The organism is Streptomyces sp. NPDC001732 (genome assembly GCF_053596315.1).
The window spans coordinates 155,665-175,277 of the sequence record NZ_JBSFFY010000001.1 but is presented as its reverse complement, the minus strand read 5'-3'; the positions used below and the strand labels follow the sequence as shown (position 1 = coordinate 175,277).

General features: G+C 70.1%; 15 protein-coding genes. 2 read left to right on the top strand and 13 right to left on the bottom strand.

What is annotated here, in order from left to right; all coding sequences use genetic code 11:
- Nucleotides 1-2 precede the first annotated feature (2 nt).
- From rfbB to rplU, 8 genes are all read right to left on the bottom strand, one after another.
- Nucleotides 3-989: a dTDP-glucose 4,6-dehydratase gene (gene rfbB, locus ACWCXX_RS00670; protein WP_451122831.1), complete on the bottom strand. Its 987-nt coding sequence runs from the start codon at nucleotides 987-989 to the stop codon at nucleotides 3-5.
- Nucleotides 986-2,056 (bottom strand): glucose-1-phosphate thymidylyltransferase, encoded by a 1,071-nt coding sequence (locus ACWCXX_RS00665; RefSeq protein WP_451122830.1) that lies wholly within the window; start codon nucleotides 2,054-2,056, stop codon nucleotides 986-988. Before ACWCXX_RS00665 ends, rfbB begins: the two co-directional genes overlap by 4 nt.
- Before the next feature lie 136 nt (nucleotides 2,057-2,192).
- A complete protein-coding gene (locus ACWCXX_RS00660; RefSeq protein ID WP_451122828.1) occupies nucleotides 2,193-3,365 on the bottom strand; it encodes a glycosyltransferase family 2 protein in 1,173 nt (390 codons plus the stop codon).
- A 195-nt stretch (nucleotides 3,366-3,560) separates the two neighbouring features.
- Nucleotides 3,561-5,609 (bottom strand): hypothetical protein, encoded by a 2,049-nt coding sequence (locus tag ACWCXX_RS00655; protein ID WP_451122826.1) that lies wholly within the window; start codon nucleotides 5,607-5,609, stop codon nucleotides 3,561-3,563.
- A gap of 132 nt (nucleotides 5,610-5,741) precedes the next feature.
- Nucleotides 5,742-7,241, bottom strand: a complete 1,500-nt coding sequence (locus ACWCXX_RS00650; protein WP_392255862.1) for a D-ribitol-5-phosphate cytidylyltransferase — start codon at nucleotides 7,239-7,241, stop codon at nucleotides 5,742-5,744.
- 301 nt (nucleotides 7,242-7,542) lie between these two features.
- Nucleotides 7,543-8,979, bottom strand: a complete 1,437-nt coding sequence (gene obgE, locus ACWCXX_RS00645; RefSeq protein ID WP_451122824.1) for a GTPase ObgE — start codon at nucleotides 8,977-8,979, stop codon at nucleotides 7,543-7,545.
- A gap of 176 nt (nucleotides 8,980-9,155) precedes the next feature.
- Nucleotides 9,156-9,413 (bottom strand): 50S ribosomal protein L27, encoded by a 258-nt coding sequence (gene rpmA / locus ACWCXX_RS00640; RefSeq protein ID WP_018103204.1) that lies wholly within the window; start codon nucleotides 9,411-9,413, stop codon nucleotides 9,156-9,158.
- Nucleotides 9,414-9,427: 14 nt separating this feature from the next.
- Nucleotides 9,428-9,748 (bottom strand): 50S ribosomal protein L21, encoded by a 321-nt coding sequence (gene rplU / locus ACWCXX_RS00635; RefSeq protein ID WP_042812502.1) that lies wholly within the window; start codon nucleotides 9,746-9,748, stop codon nucleotides 9,428-9,430.
- Between the two features lie 553 nt (nucleotides 9,749-10,301).
- Between rplU and ACWCXX_RS00630 the strand changes: the two genes are divergently transcribed.
- Nucleotides 10,302-11,945: a glycosyltransferase gene (locus ACWCXX_RS00630; RefSeq protein ID WP_451122822.1), complete on the top strand. Its 1,644-nt coding sequence runs from the start codon at nucleotides 10,302-10,304 to the stop codon at nucleotides 11,943-11,945.
- A 39-nt stretch (nucleotides 11,946-11,984) separates the two neighbouring features.
- Nucleotides 11,985-12,599, top strand: a complete 615-nt coding sequence (locus ACWCXX_RS00625) for an acyltransferase (protein WP_451122820.1) — start codon at nucleotides 11,985-11,987, stop codon at nucleotides 12,597-12,599.
- A 96-nt stretch (nucleotides 12,600-12,695) separates the two neighbouring features.
- Here the strand turns inward: ACWCXX_RS00625 and ACWCXX_RS00620 are convergent, their stop codons facing one another.
- The 5 genes from ACWCXX_RS00620 to ACWCXX_RS00600 are packed head-to-tail and all read right to left on the bottom strand — an operon-like array spanning nucleotide 12,696 to nucleotide 19,332.
- Entirely contained in the window at nucleotides 12,696-13,979 is a 1,284-nt protein-coding gene (locus ACWCXX_RS00620; RefSeq protein ID WP_451122818.1) for a nucleotide sugar dehydrogenase, read from the bottom strand.
- A 5-nt stretch (nucleotides 13,980-13,984) separates the two neighbouring features.
- Entirely contained in the window at nucleotides 13,985-15,637 is a 1,653-nt protein-coding gene (locus ACWCXX_RS00615) for a glycosyltransferase family 2 protein (RefSeq protein WP_451122816.1), read from the bottom strand.
- A complete protein-coding gene (locus ACWCXX_RS00610) occupies nucleotides 15,634-17,193 on the bottom strand; it encodes a glycosyltransferase family 4 protein (RefSeq protein WP_451122814.1) in 1,560 nt (519 codons plus the stop codon). Before ACWCXX_RS00610 ends, ACWCXX_RS00615 begins: the two co-directional genes overlap by 4 nt.
- Nucleotides 17,194-17,200: 7 nt before the next feature.
- A complete protein-coding gene (locus tag ACWCXX_RS00605) occupies nucleotides 17,201-18,220 on the bottom strand; it encodes a Gfo/Idh/MocA family protein (protein WP_451122812.1) in 1,020 nt (339 codons plus the stop codon).
- Nucleotides 18,217-19,332, bottom strand: a complete 1,116-nt coding sequence (locus ACWCXX_RS00600; protein ID WP_451122810.1) for a DegT/DnrJ/EryC1/StrS family aminotransferase — start codon at nucleotides 19,330-19,332, stop codon at nucleotides 18,217-18,219. The genes ACWCXX_RS00605 and ACWCXX_RS00600 overlap by 4 nt, the downstream gene beginning before the upstream one ends.
- Between the last annotated feature and the right edge of the window lie 281 nt (nucleotides 19,333-19,613).

The window sequence follows — 19,613 nt, the reverse complement described above, 5'->3', positions numbered from 1 at the left end:
GCTCACAGGGCGGCCCTCTCCTTCAGCGGCTCCCACCAGGCACGGTTGTCGCGGTACCACTGCACGGTCTCGGCGAGGCCGGTGCGGAAGTCCTTGCGGGGCTCGTAGCCGAGCTCCTCGCGGATCTTGGTGCAGTCGACCGAGTAGCGGCGGTCGTGGCCCTTGCGGTCCTCGACGTAGGTGACGCTGGTGTCCCAGTCGGCGCCGCAGGCCTCCAGCAGCAGCCGGGTGAGCTCCTTGTTGGAGAGCTCGGTGCCGCCGCCGATGTTGTAGACCTCGCCGGCCCGGCCCTTGGTGCGGACCAGTTCGATGCCCTGGACGTGGTCGTCGATGTGCAGCCAGTCGCGGACGTTGGCGCCGTCGCCGTAGAGCGGGACCGTCCCGCCGTCCAGCAGGTTGGTGACGAAGAGCGGGATGACCTTCTCGGGGAAGTGGTGGTGCCCGTAGTTGTTGGAGCAGCGGGTCACCCGCACGTCGAGGCCGTGGGTGCGGTGGTACGAGAGCGCGATCAGGTCGCTGGACGCCTTGGCCGCGGAATACGGCGAGTTGGGCGCGAGCGGGTCGGTCTCGGGCCAGGAGCCCTCGTCGATCGAGCCGTAGACCTCGTCGGTGGAAATGTGCACGAAGGTCCGGACGCCCGCCAGGTGCGCGGCGTGGATCAGGGTGTGGGTGCCCACGACGTTGGTGCGGACGAACTCGGCGCCGCCGTCGATGGAGCGGTCCACGTGGGACTCGGCGGCGAAGTGCACCACCTGGTCGTGCTCGGCCATCAGCTTCGCGACCAGCTCCGGGTCGCAGATGTCGCCCCGGACGAACCGGAAGCCGGGGTGGTCGCGCACCTCGTCGAGGTTGGCCGGATTGCCCGCGTAGGTGAGCTTGTCGAGCACCGTGACGGCGATGTCGCCGGGGCCCTGGGGGCCGAGCACCGTCCGGACGTAGTGCGAGCCGATGAAACCGGCGCCGCCGGTCACCAGGATGTGGGTGGTCATGAGGAGATCTGCACCTTGCTGTGGTCGCCGAGCACGAGTCGGTGGGCGGACGGGGAACGGGGCGCGGGGGTCACCTCGACGTCCCGGCCGATGAGCGACGCCTCGACACGGCGGACACCGGCGACGGAGGCGCCCCGCAGGACGATGGAGTACTCGATCTCGCTGTCCTCGATGCGGACGTCCTCCGAGACCGAGGTGAACGGGCCCACGTACGCGCCGCTGATCACCGCGCGGGCGCCGATGATCGCGGGCCCGACGATGCGGCTGCGGCTGACCCTGGCGCCCGCCTCGATCCGTACCCGGCCGATGATCTCGCTGTCCTCGTCGACCTCGGCGTCCTCGTGGAACGGCTCGACGGTCTCCAGGACGGTCCGGTTGACCTCCAGCATGTCGGTGACGTTGCCGGTGTCCTTCCAGTAACCGCGGATCGTGGTGGACCGCACGTCGCGCTTCTGGTCGATCAGCCACTGGATGGCGTGCGTGATCTCCAGTTCGCCGCGCCAGGACGGCTCGATCGAGCGGACGGCCTCGTGGATGGCGGGGGTGAAGAGGTAGACGCCGACGAGCGCCAGGTCGCTCTTGGGTTCCTTCGGCTTCTCCTCCAGGGCCACCACCCGGCCCGCGGCGTCGAGTTCCGCGACGCCGAAGGAGGTCGGGTTGGGCACCTGGGTCAGCAGGATCTGCGCGTCGGGCCGGTCCGAGCGGAACTCGTCCACCAGCCCGGTGATCCCGCCGACGATGAAATTGTCGCCGAGGTACATGACGAAGTCGTCGTCGCCCAGGAAGTCCCGGGCGATCAGCACCGCGTGGGCGAGGCCGAGCGGCTCCTCCTGCGGGATGTACGTGACCTCGATGCCGAGCGCGGAACCGTCGCCGACCGCCTCGCGGATCTCGGGCGCGGTGTCGCCCACGATGATGCCGACCTCGGTGATGCCCGCCTCCGCGATGGCCTCCAGCCCGTAGAACAGCACGGGCTTGTTCGCCACGGGCACCAGTTGTTTGGCCGAGGTGTGCGTAATGGGACGCAGGCGGGTGCCGGCCCCTCCGGATAGTACGAGAGCCTTCACGTGACCAGTCCCCAAGATAATCTGTTGGTCCTGCCGCGAGCACGATGCCCGACCGATTTTACTGAGGTTCGCCGCCTGATATCCGGTGAATCCGTTGCATTGACCCCACGGAATGCGCGCAGGGCGCGAATGGCCGTCATCCCGCGTTCAGCCGTCCCTTCCAGCGCCGCATGTCACGGCGCATTCTGCGGAGGACCCGCCGGGACAGCGAGGCCCGGCGGGCGGCGGCCTTCGGCCGGTCGATGCGCTTGCCGTCGTGCCAGTCCGGCACCGTGACCTCGTAGTTGGAATCGGCCAGTCCGGCCGACCTGTCGCGGAAGTACGGGTACGCGAGGTAGAGCTTCCGGCCGTCGCGCGAGGCGACCACGTCCGGGACCGTCTTCGCCCGGATGTAGCGCACCGTCTCGACCAGCAGGTCCGCCCTGCCCCGGGCCACGCAGGCCAGGCGCAGCCGCTCCGGCACCTTGATCAGCCGGGCCACGCCGTCGTCCCAGTACGCGGCCATCAGCGGAGCCGCGAGTTCCATCTTGTGCCGACGGACCTCTTCCGAGTCCTTCAGCACGACGGGGCCGAACTGCTGGAGCATTCCGACCGTGAAGGGCCGGACCATCAGGAAATCCCGCTTCGGACCCGCAGGTTCGAGCCGGTGAATGAGCGCCATCATGGCGCGCATCGAGTCGAAGCGCCATTCGTAGCCGCCGCTCTTGGTGACGTGCTTCCCGTCCTCACGGCCCACCAGGTAATAGCAGACGTAATTGGAGATCACCGAGATGCCGGCGCCGCGCAGATACGCCTCCATCGTGAAGAGGGCGTCCTCACCGGTCCTGAGATTCTCGTCGAATCGCAGGGAGAGACGTTCCAGGAGTTCGCGCCGGAAGAGTTTCTGCGCGCTCAGGGTGTAAATGACCTTGGAGTTGTAGACGTCGACGCGCTCCCTGGTGGCCCGCCACATGGACCGCGGCGCCCCCCTGTTCACACCGACCACCTTGCCGAGCACCACGTCGGTGCCGGCCCGGTCCGCCATGGCCACCATCCGTTCCAGGGCCTCGTCACCGAAGTAGTCGTCCGCGTCCAGGAAGAACACGTACCGGCCGCGGGCCAGACCGAGGCCCACATTGCGCGGACCGCTGGGTCCGCCGGAATTCTTCTGCCGGATCACCCTGGTCGGGACCTTCGACCTCGCCGCGAAATCCTCCAGGTACTCCCCCGTGCCGTCGGTGGAACCGTCGTCGACCGCGACAATTTCGATCCGGTCGGCGCCGATGGTCTGCGCCTCCACCGATTCGAGGCAGCGAATGAGATAGGGCATTGCCTCATATGCACCGACAACGACGGTCACGTCAGGAATTTGCGTCTCGTTCACACAAACAGAAGACAGCCGGTCCGGTCCGTTGGTTGTCCCACGCCACACGACCAAATGGTGATACTCATCACAAAGGCCCGGCACAACCCTTTCAGGGGTATGCCGGGCCTTGCTCGATCATGTAATGGAGATGGTTGGCTTTCAGCCACTCACCGGTTCGCTCAGCCTCTTCTTCACTCCGGCGTTCCGCGCCTCGGACTTGGCCGCCAGCGCCCTCACCGCCGTGTTGAACTGCACGATCGAGGTGGGCTCGTCCGGGCCGAGGAGGTACTGCTTCAGCTCCAGGCGGGCATCGGCCAGCGCGTCCGAGGCCGGATCCGTCACCTCGGCGAGCAGCTCGTCCAGCTCGGCCGCCGAGTTGGAGAGGATCACCGCGGCACGCACCGCGGTGTTCTGCCGACGGAACTCCTCCTCGCCCAGCCCGGCCGAGTCCGTGACCGCGTAGGGCTTGCCGCTCGCGATGAAGTCGGACACCACGCTGGAGATGTCCGAAACCATGGCGTCCGACTCGTTGAAGCAGTCGTACAGCCGCATCTGCGCACCGGTGATGACCCGGTGCTCCCACCAGCCCTGTGCGCGCCAGGACGCCGCGTTCCACTCGTCCTTGAGCCTGGCGGTCTCGGCCTCGCGGGCCGGGTCGGCCAGCGAGTCGCGGGACAGCTCCGCCTCGTCCCGCGCGACGCGCGCGCCGCCGGCGGCCAGCTCGGCCAGGCGCGCCTCGATGCGGGCCATCTCGGCCCTCGCCTCGGCCCGCTTGCCCTGCCCGGCGGCCGTCTGATCGGCCCAGCGGGGGTCGGTGGCGCGCGCGGCGGCGGCCTGCTCGATCATCGCGGTGATGCGCTGGTGCACCGCCTTGGCCTTGGCGCTGCGGGTGCCGGTGAAGGGGTGCGGCTTGTACAGCAGCCGGACCGGACGCTCGGCCTCCAGCAGCCGCCGGACGATGTTCTCGCCGGCCAGCAGCAGGGAGGTGTTGCCCGGGTTGTCGTCCCAGCCCTCCCAGGTGGGGGCGTACAGCACGGTCGGGATCGGGTTCCTCTGCGTGCCGGACCACGACTGGATGGTGGCCAGCTGCGGGCGGCCCACCTCCACGATGTCCTCGTCGCGCACGCCGACGTCGGCCAGCGCGTAGCGGTCGCGACCGGCCCGGCCCGCGGTCCACACCTCGTCGTAGACCTTGCTGTACGGGTTGACGCTGGCGATCTTGTCGCTGTCGCCGTGGCCGATGAAGACGTGCTTCATGGTAGGCACCCGAAGCAGGTGGATGTTCTTGCCGACGTTGGCCGCGTAGAGCGCGACCCGCACCGACGAGAGGTCCAGGTTCATCAGGTGCACGCCACCGGGAACGCAGAGCACCGGCACCGAGGTCTCGGCGAGCTGCGGCAGGATGTTGCGCTCACGCAGCAGGATCATCGGCCGGCCCTCGACCTGAGCCATGGTCTCCAGCCACATGTTGACCTGGTAGGCCGACTCCTTGGACCCCGAGAAGTAGAGGACCACGGTCGGCTTGTACTCGCGCAGCCAGGCGCTCACCTCGCCCAGCACCTTGTCCGCGGACCCCACGAGCCGCTTCGGACGGATGTACGGCAGGAGCAGCAGCAGGTAGACGAGGGCCGAGACGAGCGTCAGGGCGAAGCCCGCGTAGGCGATGCCGTGCACACCGGTCTCGACCGCGATCAGCACGCCCGCGATCGCGAAGACGTCCAGGTGGAGCATCTTCTCCGCGGGGCGGTTCATCAGCAGCAGTGACGGGGCGTCGGGAATCCGCACCCGCTCCAGGTCGACGTTGCGGGTGACCACCGGCAGCTTGCGGCGCAGCCTGATCAGCGTGACGATCGCGCTCTGCGGTGCCTGGAGCCCGTAGAACGCCAGCAGGCAGGCGACCGTCACGTAGAAGAGCGTCTGCTCGCCGTATCCCATGCGGGAGAGCAACAGGATGAGCAGCAGCTGACGGACCAGGAAGCGGATGGAAAGCCCGGCCCGGACCGCGGTGAGCCGGTTGATCAGGTAGCTGCCGCAATGGTGCAGATACCGGTCCGCGAGATAGGTGATCGCGGCGGACCCGGCGAAGAACCAGAGATTGGGGAGTATTGCCGCGAGCATTATGCACGGGAACCCCAGAGCCATCAGGAGCGCGGCGACCAGCTCCGAACCGCTGCTCACCCGGGCCAAGCGCATGGCTTTCGAAATCACGAAGTACCGCTCCCGAGGGTGCCGACTTGTTTACCTTACGAGGAGATTGTGAAGACAGAGCTTCACGAATTCGGACCCCTGCGGTCGCGTTTGGCGACTGCAGGGGTCCGAATAGTCGATTGTCAAGCAGTATTACACATCGGCCTGTCGGTCCAGGACAGCGGCAAGGGCCTGCTCGAAACCGGACGCCTCGGAAGCACCACGGGTCGGGTCCTGCTGGCGCACGTCGATGACGTGACCGGTCATTTCGGAGAGCAGGACGTCGAGCGAGGTCCTGGCGACCGCCTCGGAGGAGAGCAGCGTGCCCGCGGGCTCCTCGCCGAAGGCCTTGGTGCGCATCGGGGTGGCGGTGCGCTCGGGGTTGACGCAGTTCACCCGCACCCCGTCGGCCGCCCACTCGTCCGCGAGCGCCTGGGTGAGGTTGACCATGGCGGCCTTGGTCGACGAGTAGAGGCTGTACTCCGCGCGGCCCCGGGTGTAGCTGCTGGAGGTGTAGAGCAGCAACTGGCCCTTGGTCTCGGCGAGGTACTTGTACGCGGCGCGGGCGATCTGGACGGGCGCCAGGTAGTTGACGTTGAGCGCTTCCTGGATGGTCGTGTTGTCCGTCTCGGCGAGCTTGCCGATGCGGAGCACGCCCGCGGTGTTGATCACGTAGTCGACGCGGCCGGTGTCCGCGTACGCCTTGGAGAGCGCGTCGTCGATGTGCTCCGGATTCTCCACGTGCGTACCCGTGGTGGAGCGGCCCAGGGCGTAGACGGTGGCGCCGTAGGACTCGGCGAGCGACGCGATGTCCGCGCCGATGCCGTACGAACCGCCGAAGACCACAAGGGTCTTGCCGGTGAGCAGCTCGCGGTAGGCGGCGTCGTCGGTCGGCTGCGGGACGGCCGTGGAGGCCAGCTGGAACAGCTTGTCCGCGATGAAGACGTCGACCGGCTGAGTGACCTTCATGTTGTACTCGTCGCCCGCCACGACGTAGATCGGCACGTCGGGCAGGTACTTCAGCACGACCGAGCAGTCGTCGGTGGCCTGGAAGTTCGGGTCGCCGGCGGCGACCTCGTAGGCCCGGCGGATCGTGGAGAGCTTGAAGGCCTGCGGCGTCTGGCCGCGGCGCAGCCGGGAGCGGTCGGGCACGTCGGTGATGAACTCGCCGTCGCCGCCGTGGGTGCGGGTCACGATGATCGTGTCCGCGGACGGGATGGCGACGTCGACCGCCTCGTAGCGGTCGAGGGCGTCGACGCAGTCCTTGATGACGCGCTGCGAGAGCAGGGGGCGCACGGCGTCGTGGAAGAGGACGTTGCGGTCCTCGCCCTCGGCCAGTCCCTCGCCGAGGGCCGCGATGGCGCGCTCGGTGGTCTCGTTGCGCGTGGCTCCGCCCTCGATCACCTTGGTGACCTTGGTCAGTCCGGCCTTCGCGACGATCTTCTCCACGTCGGGCACGTAGCCCGGCGCCATCAGCACGATGACGTCGTCGATGGAGTCGGCCTGCTGGAAGATCGACAGCGTGTGCTCGATGACGGCCTTGCCTGCGATCTTCAGCAGCTGCTTGGGGATGGACAGACCCACGCGCTGGCCGGTACCGCCGGCGAGCACGACTGCTGTGGTTCGGGCTTTGGCTATGTGCTGAGCAGACACAGACGACCTACCTTGCGAGGGCTGGGAGATACAGCGATGGTTGCACTCTCCGTTACCGTCTCGCAAGGCGGACGTCAGCCACCGCACGCCCTGACGAAACCTCGTGTCGCCCTGCGATCAGGGCGAATACCGGAACTGGCGCTTCCTGACCAGGTGACCGATGCCACAGGGCTGAGTGGCATGAATCACTTCTGAGCGGGTTCGGTTCCCTCGGTCGTGTGACATGCGGAACGCGCTCCGGTCGGCCGTACGGGTCCGTACGGCCGACCGGAACCGGGTGGCCGGATCGGAACGGGTCGAATCAGAACGGGTTGAAGTCGTCGAACTCGCGCTGCGCCTCGTCGCGTTCCGCCTCGCGGTCGCGGCGGCGCTGCGCCGCCGGGCGCGGGGCCTCGAGCCGGTGGTCCTCGCCCCGGCGGCCGAGCATCTCCGCGCCCGCGGCCATGGTCGGCTCCCAGTCGAAGACGACGGCGTTGTCCTCGGCGCCGATGGCCACGCCGTCACCCGCACGGGCCCCGGCCTTCATCAACTCGTCCTCGACACCGAGGCGGTTGAGCCGGTCCGCGAGGTAGCCGACGGCCTCGTCGTTGTTGAAGTCGGTCTGGCGCACCCAGCGCTCCGGCTTCTCGCCGCGCACCCGGTAGATGCCGTCCTCCTCCAGCGTGACGGTGAAGCCCGCGTCGTCGACGGCCTTCGGGCGGATGACGATCCGGGTCGCCACCTCCACCGGCTTGGCCGCGCGCGCCTCGGCGACGATGCCCGCGAGCGCGAAGGAGAGCTCCTTCAGACCGGTGTGGGCCACGGCGGACACCTCGAAGACGCGGTAGCCGCGCTCCTCCAGGTCCGGGCGGATCATGTCGGCGAGGTCCTGGCCGTCCGGGATGTCGATCTTGTTGAGGACGACGATGCGGGGCCGGTCCTCCAGGCCGCCGTACTGCTTCAGTTCCTCCTCGATCGTGTCGAGGTCGGAGACCGGGTCGCGGTCCGACTCCAGCGTCGCGGTGTCCAGTACGTGCACGAGCACCGAGCAGCGCTCCACGTGCCGCAGGAACTCCAGGCCGAGGCCGCGTCCCTGGCTGGCGCCCGGGATCAGGCCGGGCACGTCGGCGACGGTGTAGACGGTGCTGCCCGCGGTGACCACGCCGAGGTTCGGAACGAGGGTCGTGAAGGGGTAGTCGGCGATCTTCGGCTTGGCCGCGGACAGGACGGAGATGAGCGAGGACTTCCCGGCGCTCGGGTAGCCGACCAGCGCGACGTCGGCGACGGTCTTGAGCTCCAGGACGATGTCCCGGGCCTCGCCGGGCTCGCCGAGCAGCGCGAAGCCGGGGGCCTTGCGCCGGGCGGAGGCCAGCGCGGCGTTGCCCAGGCCGCCGCGACCGCCCTGGCCCGCGACGAAGGTGGTGCCCTGGCCGACCAGGTCGGCGAGCACCTCGCCGTTCCGGTCGAGCACGACCGTGCCGTCGGGCACCGGCAGGACGAGGTCCTGGCCGTCCTTGCCGGAGCGGTGGTCACCGGCGCCGGGCTGGCCGTTGGTGGCCTTGCGGTGGGGGTGGTGGTGGTAGTCGAGGAGCGTGGTGACGGCCTGGTCGACGACCAGGGTCACATCGCCGCCGCGTCCGCCGTTGCCGCCGTCCGGACCGCCGAGCGGCTTGAACTTCTCACGGTGTACGGAGGCGCAGCCGTGGCCTCCGTTACCCGCGGCGACATGCAGCTCGACGCGGTCCACGAAGGTGGTCATGGTGGGAACCTCCAGTTACATGCATGCAGAAATGTCTCACTCGCGCTGCCCGCCAGCCCGTGCCGTACTGCTGGGAGGAAGCCGTTCCTCATGGGAGAAACACGCGAAAGGCGGACCCGCTTCCCGTACGGGAAGTGAGGTCCGCCTCCGCAGAAAACCGCTCGACGAGCGCCGAATCAGCCGGCGATCGGAACGATGTTCACGACCTTGCGACCACGGTGCGTGCCGAACTCGACCGCACCGGCGGCGAGCGCGAACAGCGTGTCGTCGCCGCCACGGCCGACGCCCGTGCCCGGGTGGAAGTGGGTGCCGCGCTGGCGGACCAGGATCTCACCGGCGTTGACGGCCTGACCGCCGAAGCGCTTCACGCCGAGCCGCTGAGCGTTGGAATCGCGCCCGTTCCGGGTGGACGATGCGCCCTTCTTGTGTGCCATGTCTCCTCAGTCCCTTACTTCGCAGCCGCGGGGATGCCGGTGACCTTGATCGCCGTGTACTGCTGGCGGTGACCCTGGCGACGGCGGTAGCCGGTCTTGTTCTTGTAGCGAAGGATGTCGATCTTCGCGCCCTTGTGGTGGTCCACGACCTCGGCCTGGACCTTGATGCCGGCCAGAACCCACGGGTCGCTGGTCACGGCGTCGCCGTCGACCACGAGCAGGGTCGAGAGCTCGACCGTGTCGCCAACCTTGGCAGTGGAAATCTTGTCAACCTCAACGATGTCACCGACAGCAACCTTGTGCTGGCGGCCACCGCTGCGCACGATGGCGTACACGCGGATCTCTCTCTCGCTCGGAACGGAGCCCCTGATGCCAGCCGCCCGCGCAGGCCGGGGCCCGCGACGATCCGGAAGGACGAGCGGCCTCTCCCGACGGACGGATCCATCGGAAGGAATGTGCTCAGGGGAAGGCGCGCATGGGAAACACGCCGATGGACAAGATTACGGGGCCGCCCCCGGGTGGTCAAACCGGGCCTCCGTGAACCGATCCACCACCTCCGGGCGGCCGGACCGGGCCCCGTGAACCGGTCCCTCGCCCCCCCTCGCCGTCACTCTCCGTACATCACGAGGAGGGGTCGGCGTCCCGTCCGACACCCCGTCCCGCCCGATGCCCGGCGCCCCGTCCCGCACGGCATCCGGCGTCCCCTCCCGCCCGGTGTCCGGCGCCCGGATCCCGGCCCCGCCGTCCGGGCCGGGAGACCGGCCCGCGGGGGCGCCCGCGCGGGTGGTGACCCTGCGAAGTCCCTTGACCACAAAAGTCGTTCGGACTTTCCCCCCGCCCCCGTTTGACCGTACGGTCCGAGGTCTGCCGAGACAGTGGAGCCGAACCGTGCCGAAACCGCAGATCCCCGATGAACTCCTGGCCCAGGTCGCCCGCCGCGCGGTCGCCCGGCTGGCCCGCACCGACCGGCCCTTCGTCGCCGAGCGGGTCCTGGGGGTCTGCGCGCAGCGCGTCCGGGACCGTCGACTCAAGGCGGATCTGCTGAGCGAGGCGGCAGCCGCCCAGCTCGGCCGGGGTCTCGTCCCCCGCCACCTCGTCCAGGCGTACGGCGCCGAGCTGGCCTGCGCGGACGCCCAGCTGAAGGCGGGCCGCAGGAAGGAGGCCGCGGCGGCCCTCACCCGGGCGCTGCTGCTGGCCTTCCACCGGGTCCCGCACATCGACCGGCTCCACTCCCCCCTCTCCGACGACCCGGCCGGCTTCACCGCCCGGCTGCGGTCCAGCACCACCGCCCGCGCGGTGGCCGCGCCCCGTGGCCGGAAGACGCCCCCCGCCGCGCCCCCGGCCGACCGGCCCCTGCGGCTGCTGGTGGTGAACCGGGCCAACGCCAACTTCCTGGGCCTGCTCACCGAGCGCTACGCGAACCACCCCGGTGTCGAGCTGCGCACCCTGGACCTGGCGGCCGACCCCGCGCTCGCGCCGCTGGCCAAGGGGCTCCAGCGGATGACCGAGCTGCCGCTCGGCGGCCAGGCCTCGTACGGGGCCGCGGTGGAGGCGGCGCTCCGCCCCCATCTGGACTGGGCGGACACGGTCTTCGTCGAGTGGTGTTCCACGGCCGCCGCGTTCATGACCCTGGTCGACCCCGGCAGCACCCGGATCGTGGTCCGGCTCCACAAGTACGAGTCGTTCACCTACTGGCCGCACATCATGGACTTCTCCCGGGTCGACGACATCGTCTTCATCGCAGAGCACATGCGGGAGATGACCACCGCCGCCGTGCCCCGGCTGCTCGCCGACGACGCGCCGCGCCTGCGCTTCCTGCACAACGCGCTGGACCTGCGCCGGTTCGACCGGCCCAAGAACGGCGACGACGCGCGGTTCACCGTGGGTCTGGTGGGAATCGGCCAGATCGCCAAGGACCCGCGCTGGGCGCTGGAGGTGCTCCGGCTGCTGCGGGCCCGGGACGAGCGCTACCGCCTGCTGATGGTCGGCGACGGCATCGACCCGGCGCCGAGCGCCGCGGCGGGCGCCTACCACGCGGCCCTGGAGAAGGAACTCGCCGAGCTGGAGCCCTCGGGCGCGGTGCGCAGGCTCGGGCCGAGCGACGACGTGGCCGGGGTGCTCACCGGGGTGGGCGTGATCCTCAGCAGCTCCGTCCGAGAGGGCTGCCACGTCGGCCTGATGGAGGGGGCGGCGTCCGGCGCCGTCCCGGTCGTCCGGGACTGGCCGTTCGTGGCCGGGCGCCCGCACAGCACGCGCACCCTCTTCCCCGAGGACTGGGTCGTCACCACGCCGCAGCAGGCCGCCGACCGCATCCTCGCCCTCACCGCGTCCGAGGAGATCCGGGCCGCCGCCGGGCGCGAGGCGTCCCGCCACGCCCTTTCCACCTGGGACTGGGAGACCGTGCGGGACGACTACGACCGCCTGCTGCTGGGCCCGGACCACGCCGTGACGGCCCCGCCCACGGCCGCCGGGGTCGCCGCCGGGGGCCCCGGGGACCAGGACGCCGCCGACCACTCTCGGCCGAGGTCGTAAGCTCGCCGGTCGAGACCCATTCCGAAAGGCAGATGCGCAGTGAACTACAGAGTCCAGCCCACCGCCCAGGTCGACGAGAGCGCCGTGATCGGCGCCGGCAGCAGCGTCTGGGAGCTCGCCCAGATCCGCGAGCAGGCCCGGCTCGGCGAGGGTTGTGTGGTCGGACGCGGCGCCTACGTCGGCACGGGTGTCCGGATCGGCGACAACGTCAAGATCCAGAACTACGCGCTCGTGTACGAGCCCGCCGAGCTCGCCGACGGGGTCTTCATCGGCCCGTCGGTGGTGCTCACCAACGACCACAACCCGCGCTCCGTCGACCCCGACGGCAAGCAGAAGCGCGGCGGCGACTGGGAGGCCGTGGGCGTGAAGATCGCCGAGGGCGCGTCCCTGGGCGCCCGTTCGGTCGCCGTCGCCCCGGTGCGGATCGGCCGCTGGGCGATGGTCGCGGCCGGTGCCGTGGTCACCAAGGACGTCCCCGACTTCGCGCTGGTCGTCGGGGTCCCGGCCCGGCAGGTCGGCTGGGTCGGCCACGCCGGGGTGAAGCTGGTGGAGAGCGCGGACGAGCCGGGCGTGTGGGAGTGCCCGCAGACCGGTGCGCGCTACCGCGAGGCCGACGGGTCCACGCTCGTCGAGGCCGGGCCCGCGGCGTCGTAGGCAGAACGCGCGAGGGGCCCCGGCCCGGCCACCGAGGTGGACCGGGCCGGGGCCCCTTTCCGCGTACGGGAGCCGGGTCCCTTTTCGCGTACGGGATCAGCCGCCGATGACGACGCGGCGGACGCCCTCCCAGCGGGCCGGGTCCGTCGTGCGGCGGCCGTCGACCAGGACGCGGACGTCCGGGAGGTCGGTGGCGGCCAGCTCGCGGTACTCGGCGTGGTCGGCCTGGAGGATCGCGGCGGTGACGGTCTGGCCCTCGTGCGGGACGAGACCGTGCGCGGCCAGCTCCTCGGCCGTGTACATCGGGTCGGAGACGAACGGCACCGCGCCGCGCGCCTTCAGCGCCTCGACGGTCGGGAAGACGCCGGAGAAGGCCGTCTCCTTCACGCCGCCGCGGTAGGCCGCGCCCAGCACCAGCACGCCCACGCCCTCCAGGTCGCCGTAGGCGGCGGCGAGCAGGTCGACCGCGTACTCGGGCATGGCGGCGTTGGCCTCGCGCGCCGAGCGCACCACGGTCGCCGACGGGTCGTTCCAGAGGTACATCCGCGGGTAGATCGGGATGCAGTGGCCGCCGACGGCGATGCCCGGCTGGTGAATGTGGCTGTAGGGCTGCGAGTTGCACGCCTCGATGACCTTGAGGACGTCGATGTTCTGCTGGTCGGCGAAGCGGGCGAACTGGTTCGCCAGGCCGATGTTGACGTCGCGGTAGGTGGTCTCGGCGAGCTTGGCCAGCTCGGACGCCTCGGAAGTACCCAGGTCCCAGACGCCGTTGGGGCGCGGCAGGTCCGTGCGGTCGTCGAAGTCCAGCACCGACTCGTAGAACGACACACCGTGCTCGGCCGACGCCTCGTCGATCCCGCCGACCAGCTTCGGGTAGCGGCGCAGGTCCGCGAAGACCCGGCCGGTGAGCACCCGCTCCGGGGAGAACACCAGGTGGAAGTCCTCACCGGCCTTGAGCCCGGAGCCCTCTTCGAGCATCGGCGCCCAGCGGGTACGGGTGGTGCCGACCGGCAGCGTGGTCTCGTAGCTGACGAGGGTGCCCGGCTTCAGACCGGCGGCGATCGCCCTGGTCGCGGAGTCCATCCAGCCGAAGTCCGGCGTGCCCTCCGCGTCCACGAAGAGCGGGACGACGACCACGACGGCCTCGGACTGCGCGACCGCGGCCGCGGTGTCCGTCGTCGCGGTGAGCAGGCCCGCCTCGACGGTCTCCTTGAGCTTGACGTCGAGATCGTGTTCGCCGGGGAACGGCTCGACACCGGCGTTGACCAGCTCGACGACCTTCTCGTTGACGTCGGCGCCGATCACCCGGTGGCCCTTGGCGGCGAACTGCACGGCCAGCGGCAGACCGATCTTGCCGAGGGCTACTACACAGATGTTCATGGGGATTACTTCCTCTTGGAGCGCTTGGCACCGATCAGTCGGGATCGCAGCCGCGAACCCAGCGATTTCTTGGGCGGATGGAGCGGGCCGGTGCTGATCACCATGCGCCCCTTGGTGTTGAGCCGCGCCGCGGCACGGTACGGGTCCGTCTCACCGTGCCACTTGCGGGCCAGCGGCATGGGCCGGCCGTCGCCGCGCACCGGGATCTCGTACGTCTCGCCGGCCACGTCGACGAAGACGCGCACCCCGCGCTTGACCGTGCGGGCCGCGAGCGGGATGTGGGCGCGCAGCAGGGTGGCGTTGCCGTCCTCCGCGGTCTCCCGGGTGAACTCCCCCTGCGCCGGGGGAAGTTCGTGCCCCTCCGGCAGGCGCCGGGCGCGCGCCTTGTCGGCGCTCTTGGGCATGGCTCCCTCGACGAGGCGGACGACCGCGGAGCCGGTGTCGCCGAGGACGCCGATCCGTACCGTCAGCGACAGCGCCAGGTCCTCGCCGGTCTGCACCCACTCCGACTCGACCAGCTCGGTCTTGTTGGCGAGCCGGCCGGGGACGAGCTCCCCGACCAGTTCGAAGCAGCGGTCGGGCAGTTCCAGGCCCGCGTCGCGGAAACCGGGGTAGCGGGCGAAGGCCCGGCCGTCCTCCAGGTGGAAGGGCGGCGCGCCGTGCTCGGCCTCCTCGGTGATCGCGCGGCAGAGTTCGTCGACGGCGCCGCGCTGCGCGAGCCGGAGCCGGGCGCGCAGTTTGACGGGGAGCGAGTCGCTCAGCGGGTCCGTCAGATAGGTGTCGGCGAGGTGGGTGATGCCTGCGCAGATGTCGCGCTTCGTCTCGTCGTCGAGCCCGACGAAGTCGTCCTGGACGAGCTTGGAGAGCTCCCAGGTGAAGTGGCGCTTGAGGACGGCGTCCCGCTTCGGTCCGGCCTCGATCAGCTCCGCCGTCCGGTCCATGATCGCGGCGGTGCAGCGCAGCCGCGCCAGGTGGTCGGCGCGGTAGGTGATGTTGCTGGCGTCCCCGCGCTTCACCGCGTAGTAGCAGGTGTAGTCGGCGACCACGGATATCTTGCGGGCGCGGACGCACGCCTCGATGGTGAACGGCTGGTCGCTGCCGACCGGCATGTCCTCGGGGAAGCGCAGCTTGTACTGCTCCACGAGCTCGCGGCGGAAGAGCTTGGTGTTGGCCAGCGCGAACGGCAGCTCCGGCCCGTAGAGGCTGATGTCGGGGTCGTTGGCCTTGTAGAGCGACTGGCGCACGTACCGCCCGTTGGTGCCGACCATCTTGCCTATGACGACGTCGGAGCCGTGGGTGTCCGCGCAGGACACCATCCGCTCCAGCGCCTCCTCGCCGAGGTAGTCGTCGGAGCCGATGAAGTAGACGTACCGGCCGGTGGCCAGCTCCAGCGCCCGGTTGCTCGGCATCGCGGGGCCGCCGGAGTTGGCCTGGTGGACGACCTTGACCGTGTCCGGGAAGCGTTCGGCGAACCGGTCGAGCTCGGCACCGCTGTCGTCCGTCGAGCCGTCGTCGACCGCGACGACCTCCAGCCGGTCCAGCCCGATGGACTGCCCCACGAGTGAGTTCAGGCACTCGGTGAGGTAGGGCATGGTGTTGTACACGGCCACGACGACCGTGACGTCGGGAACAGCGGGGGCATCGGCTCTGCCGGTCACACGGTCACCTCGGTGGCTCTCTCGACGGATGCGCGCGCACTACCGGGCAGCAGCTTCGTGTACACCTCGTCGAGCACCGCCGCCTGGGCCTCCCAGGTCCACTGGTCGAGCAGTCCGGGCCGGTCGTAGACCTCCCGGTACTTCTTCGGCTCCGCGAGGACCGCCTTCACCGCGCGGACGTAGTCCGCCACGTCCTCGGCCTTGAAGACCTCTCCCTGGCCGGTCTGCGCGACCATCTCCCCCATCGTCTTCACGTCGCTGACCACGAACGGCAGCCGGGCGTGCGAGTACTCGAAGAACTTGGTGATGAGGGCGATCTCGTGGTTCGGCCAGTGGTGGATCGGGATGACGCCGAGGTCCGCCGCCGCCAGGAAGGGCACGACCTGGTAGTGCGGCACGTACGGGAGGATGTGCACCCGGTCGGCGACCCCGAGCTCCTCCGCGCGCTGCGCCAGCCCCGTCATGTACGGCGAGTTCGGCCGCAGCACGATGAACGCCACGTGCATGTCCGGCAGTTGCGGCAGCGACTCGACCATGATGTCCAGGCCGCGCTGCGGGGCCGCCGCGCCGCTGTAGACGGCGAGCGGGACGTCGGGGCCGATGCCGCACAGCTCGCGCAGGTCGGGCACCGGTTCCGCGGCCTGCTCGGGCGAGATCTCCGAGTCGGGGGCGTTCAGCACGACCGCGGGCGTCTCGGTCAGTCCGTGCCGCTCGGCCAGCATGTCCGCGAGGGTCGCCGAGACGGTGGTCACCGCGTCGGCGTACTTGGAGTAGGACAGCTCGTGGAGGCACTGCGCGACGTGCCAGCGGGGGTGCGGGTCCCACGGCTTGATGCCGGGCAGGAACTCGTGCGCGTCCCAGACGAGCTTGACGTCCCGCTTCGCGGCGCGCGCCCGCAGCACGGCCCGCGCGCCGATGCCCAGCATGCGGAAGTCGTTGGCGTGGATCAGGTCGGGCTTCAGCTCGTCGATCACCTTGCCGTAGGCGAGGTCGAGGTCGAGCAGGTAGGGGTCGAGCTTCCGCCAGGCCCGCTTGCCCATCGCGCGCTGCCAGAACGCCGTGGTGAACCGGTCCAGCGGGGCGTCCATCCGCTTGCGCCGCTGCTCCAGGGCGTGGGTGCGCCGCAGGCGCACACCGACCCAGCGGCTGACGACCTTCGCGCCGACCCGCTCCGGCAGGAGCGCGGCCTTGGACAGCGCCGACCCGTTCTCGCCCGCCTCGATGAGACGGATGTTGAGGTCGGCCCGCCACGCCTTCATCTTCTGCTTGCGGTAGGCGGCGAGCGGTCCCGGCCGGTAGGCCAGCGGGGCGCGCAGCGGGGCGCGCCGGTACTCGTGCCGGCGGCGCTGCATCGGTCCGGGCACCTTCAGCAGCCGGACCTGCGCGTCGCCGAGCATCCAGTGCTGCTCGCCCTTGCCGGTGGACTTGCCGAGGAGGATGACGTCCCAGCCCGCGTCGGCCGCGGAGCGGGCCTCCTTCTGGACCCGGGAGTCCCCGTTCACCCCGTTGTCGACGAGCATGACGATCCGGCCACGGCCGCCGGGGCGCGACGTCATGTTGTTCTCAGGCTCCATGTGTGGCCAGCTCTCCCGCAGAGGTCGTGACGGTGCGTCCGGTCCTCGCCGATTCCAGTACCGCCGCGGCCACCTCGACCGTGCGGAGCCCCTCCCGCAGGGTGCAGATGTCCTTCGAGGTGCCGCGCACGGCGTCCCTGAAGAGCTCGTGCTCGACCAGCAGCGGCTCGCGCTTGGGTATGGCGTACCGGATCATGTCCCCCTCGGAGACGCCGCGGAAGGCCTGGAGGGCCTCCCACTCGGTGGTCACCGCGGCGTTCGAGTGGAAGGTGAGGTCGGCGGTGAGGGTGTCGGCGATGAACGTGCCGCGCTCGCCGGTGACGGAGGTGAATCGTTCCTTGAACGGGCTCAGCCAGTTGACCAGGTGGTTGACCATGGTGCCGTCGGAGAGCCGGCCCACGGCGGAGACCATGTCCTCGTGCGGGCGGCCGGACTTCGACACGGTGTGGGCGGCGATCGAGGTGTAGGTCTGCCCCGTCACCCAGCCCGTCAGGTCGATGTCGTGGGTGGCGAGGTCCTTGACCACGCCGACGTCGGCGATGCGGTGCGGGAACGGGCCCTGACGACGGGTGACGACCTGGAACACCTCGCCCAGCTCGCCCGCCTCCAGCCGGGCACGCATCGACCGCAGCGCCGGGTTGCAGCGCTCGATGTGGCCGACGCCCGCGACCAGGCCGCGCGACTCGAAGGCCTCGACCAGACGCCGGGCGCCTTCCACGGTGTCCGCGACCGGCTTCTCGATCAGCGCGCAGACACCGGCCTCGGCCAGGCGGAGGCCGACTTCCTCGTGCAGGGCGGTGGGGCAGGCCACGACCGCGTAGTCGACGCCGAGGGAGATGAGCTCGTCGACCGTGGACAGCACGGGGGCGCCCTGCGCCCAGCCGTTCTTGTCCCCCATCGGGTCGACGACACCGACCAGCTCCACGTCCTCCAGGCCGGCCAGCACACGGGCGTGGTGGCGGCCCATCGAACCGAGGCCGATCAGGCCCGCTCTCAGTCCTGCGGTCACTGCATCTCTCCCAGCGAGTTCACGGCGGCGACGATGCGCTCCAGGTCCTGCGGCGTCAGCGAGGGGTGCACGGGCAGCGAGACGACCTCGGCGGCGGCACGCTCGGTCTGCGGCAGGTCCCAGGTCCGGCCCGCCTTCTGGTCGGGCTCCCAGTACGGCTTCAGCCGGTGGATCGGGGTCGGGTAGTACACGGCGTTGCCGATGCCCGCCTCGCTCAGCCTGGCCATGGCGGCGTCCCGGTCACCCTGCACCCGGATGGTGTACTGGTGGTAAACGTGGCGTGCGTTTTCGGCAACGGGCGGGACCGTGACGTTGGGCGCGTCGATGTGCCGGTCGAGGTACGCGGCGTTGGCGCGGCGCTGCTCGGTCCAGCCCTGCACCTTGCCGAGCTGTACGCGCCCGACGGCGGCGGACACGTCGGTCATGCGCATGTTGGCGCCGACGATCTCGTTGGCGTACCGCTGCTCCATGCCCTGATTGCGCAGCAGCCTGAGGGTGCGCGCGACCTCGGCGTCGGCGGTGGTGACCATGCCGCCTTCGAGGGCGTGCATGTTCTTGGTGGGGTAGAAGCTGAAGGTACCGGAGCCGAAGGCGCCGACCGGCGTCCCGCCCACCGCCGCGGTGTGCGCCTGGCAGGCGTCCTCGACGACCTGGAGCCCGTGCTTCTGCGCGATCGGCATCAGTACGTCCATCGCGGCCGGGTGGCCGTACAGGTGGACGGGCATGATCGCGGCCGTGCGGGGCGTGATGGCGGCCTCGACGGCGGCCGGGTCCAGACAGAAGCTGCCCGGCTCGATGTCGGCGAAGACCACGTCGGCGCCCGCCAGGCGGACCGCGTTCGCGGAGGCCGCGAAGGAGAACGACGGGACGATCACCTCGTCGCCGGGGCCGATGCCCAGGGCGAGCAGCAGGAGGTGGAGGGCGGACGTGCCCGAGTTGACCGCCACGCAGTGGCGTCCGTCCACCAGCTCGGAGAAGCCCTCCTCGAAGGCCGCGACCTCCGGGCCCTGCACGACGCGGCCGCTGCGCAGCACGCGCACGACGGCCTCGATCTCTTCCTCGCCGATCACTGGCCGGGCAGCAGGGATCATTTCCCTGTTGTCGCTCGACATGGACACCCTCCTTGAACACCGCAAGAGCTTTGAGAGGCGATGGCTCCAAGGGCCTGCGAATGTCGGATGAGGCTCCGCCGCCCCGGCGCATGGCCGATTCTGTACCAAAACATTGTGCACAAATCACCCTTTTGCTCCGGGAGCAGCGCACCCAGGGCAAAGAGGCTTTTTGTTCCTGCCTGAAGTGGGCCGACGCGCCGATCAGCCTTCTCGGAATCAGCTTGTCAGGCGGCAGCCGCGTCACATTATCAGGGTTTTCACAGGGGGTTTCGTGGGGGTTG